Raw genomic sequence first — 2,400 nt, forward strand, 5'->3', positions numbered from 1 at the left:
CTAACGTCATTCCATCTGTACCACTTATCCAGTCATACAAATGGAATCTTATCCATGGCATTGCATTAGACATGCGCGCCCCCTTCTTTTATTAAATATAAATGAGTGATCATAATCCCCCCCTTAAGGCTCTACGTATTTATATGTGTGTTATGACAGAGCGTGTTGTGATTGCCTGTCTTGAAAAAATGTTTATGAAAAAGTATCCTCCCAACGATTCTAAAAAAGTGGGGAGGGGAAAGATGCAAGAATGGATAAAGATATTTCTTACAGGTTTCCTGTCATTTATCGGATCACTTTCAGTAGCGCTTATTTTAAGAAATAAAGACCGTAAAGAAGCCGCAAAAAAACGAGCACAAGATAAGAAATGGGTAATCAAGAAATTTGCAGAAAGCGAAAAACAAACTGCAGCTCTTGAAGAGCAAGCAAAATCAACAAAAGATATTGCAAAATGGTCAGAAGAACATATTAAAATTTTGTTAGATAACAAAAGAGTACAGGATTTAGGACCGCCACTTTCCATATATGCAACTGGACCGCATCTTCCAACAAAGGACAAGTGGACGCTTCTTTTCTTAAAGGTAGAAAATAATGCACAAACTGTCGTCCATATTTTAAATATAAAGCTAAAAGATAGTTCTCGCTTTATTCTTGGATATGGCATCATATACAAACCTGAAACAAGATGGCAGCAAATGCAATCACCATATGTTAATCCTGATGCTAAGCCAACGTCACACAAATCACGCGGCTTCTGTGATAAAGCGAAGAATTTTCGAACGGGACCAGAAATCGATGTTAATATTTCTGTAGCTCCCTCAGAAGGCAAACCTTCAAAAATCCTTATTTTTGTAGCAGCACGTGAAGAAGATATAAAAGACCAAGTTACTTTAATCATTACCCATACATCCCCACTGCAACCAGAAACAAAAATGACTGTAACAACACAAACCAGCCTCATAGACTTTAAAAAAGTGGATTAACTCAATTCAGACGCACACTACACGCATCATTTATTAATTTGATTTCTTCTTCTCTTTTTTTGATGAGGTCATCCCTTAAGAAGCCAAGATTACTTTCGACTAAAGCTGTAAACAAAAGTAGCTCATTTAGGCGATGAAAAGATGACAAATCTTGAGAAAAATAATTATCAAACCAAGTTGTAAAAGCTTGCGTAAAGGCAGATGAAAACCATTGATTAAAATCATCGTATGGCAATAACGGAAAATAATTTCTATCATCACGCGCAAAAATATTTTGCAGTATATAGATAAGATAACCTGTTGATGAGGGATCTATGCAACTTTCACATGTCTGATTAGGCGAGCGAACACCATAATATATGTCTTCACGTCCAATCTTATTAACAAGATTAATCAACTTGACTTTACTTATAGTGATATGCGGGACATCTATCATCTCTGATCTTTCTTCTTTAAGAATGTGAATGGTGCTGTTGATGTTCATTCTTTTCTTCATATTGAAGCTTCGTCATTTCATTTTGTTCACATGGCTTCATGCAAACAGTGGAACCATTGACAAAAGCAGGCGTTGCTTTTTCTTGTATTGCAGTAGTAAAATTTTCTTGATACCAATCACTAGGACTTACATAATTATCCGTAATCTTTGCTATTTGCTTTATTATCCTAGGCTGAGGAAATCTCTTCTTATTTATGTAACGCGCTATTGATGTCTGTGTAACACCTATAGAGGCTGCAAACTCAGCGTAAGTAATATTATTCTTCAATAAATATGATTTTAGCTTAAACATTCCCAAATCATACCATAGCGGTATTTTTAATGCAAGAGATTTTTACCGTATTGGTATTTGAAAGATAAAAATTTTTTTATAGGATAAGAATCATGAATAACTTAAAATTTTTCAGAGAGAAAATGGGCTTAAGCTCTAAAAAGTTAGCTGAATTAGCAGGTACGAGTCAACCACAGATTTTTCGCTTAGAAAATGGTCATCGGAAATTAACAAAAGAATGGGCTATACGTTTAGCACCTCACTTATCCGTTACCCCTAAACAATTGATGTTTTCAGAACAGGAGACAAATAACTTAGATGCACAAATAGAAGATATGCTCGAACATCTAAGTTATGATAACAAAGTTAAACTTCTTGATCTTCTTTCTTCATTTTATCAAGAAAAGAAATAATAAATTTCTTTTTTTCATCCTCTGTTAATTTTTTTCAAAACGCTAATATTTTTTCATCAATCAATAGATTTTTATCCATTATTTCACCCCTTCCAAATATAAAATAAAAAAATAACCATTTTGGTATTGACTCAATACTACCATAATGGTATAAACATCTCATAAACCACGCACAAACAATCGCCAAGAGGCGTTAGGGAGGAAAAATTATGGATAAGCCAATTCTTATAAATTCCG

General features: G+C 34.1%; 4 protein-coding genes. 2 read left to right on the top strand and 2 right to left on the bottom strand.

Annotated elements, in window-relative coordinates; genetic code table 11:
* Positions 1-143: 143 nt before the first annotated feature.
* Positions 144-983, top strand: coding sequence for a hypothetical protein (locus tag ACFIKE_RS09510; protein WP_375649575.1), 840 nt, complete (start codon positions 144-146; stop codon positions 981-983).
* A 1-nt stretch (position 984) separates the two neighbouring features.
* On the opposite strand, the gene ACFIKE_RS09515 is transcribed toward ACFIKE_RS09510, so the two are convergent.
* Together ACFIKE_RS09515 and ACFIKE_RS09520 are read right to left on the bottom strand one after the other, a co-directional pair.
* Entirely contained in the window at positions 985-1,479 is a 495-nt protein-coding gene (locus tag ACFIKE_RS09515) for a hypothetical protein (protein ID WP_375649577.1), read from the bottom strand.
* Complete coding sequence (locus tag ACFIKE_RS09520; RefSeq protein ID WP_375631948.1) at positions 1,436-1,771, bottom strand: helix-turn-helix domain-containing protein; 336 nt, start codon at positions 1,769-1,771, stop codon at positions 1,436-1,438. Before ACFIKE_RS09520 ends, ACFIKE_RS09515 begins: the two co-directional genes overlap by 44 nt.
* Positions 1,772-1,863: 92 nt before the next feature.
* Here ACFIKE_RS09520 and ACFIKE_RS09525 point away from each other — a divergent pair, with 92 nt between their 5' ends.
* The gene (locus ACFIKE_RS09525; protein WP_015856266.1) at positions 1,864-2,163 is read left to right on the top strand and encodes a helix-turn-helix domain-containing protein; all 300 of its coding nucleotides are present in this window, start codon (positions 1,864-1,866) and stop codon (positions 2,161-2,163) included.
* The last annotated feature ends 237 nt before the right edge of the window (positions 2,164-2,400 follow it).

It is taken from the genome of Bartonella sp. MU70NMGDW, assembly GCF_042194085.1.
In the GTDB taxonomy this organism is placed as follows: Bacteria; Pseudomonadota; Alphaproteobacteria; order Rhizobiales; family Rhizobiaceae; genus Bartonella; species Bartonella grahamii.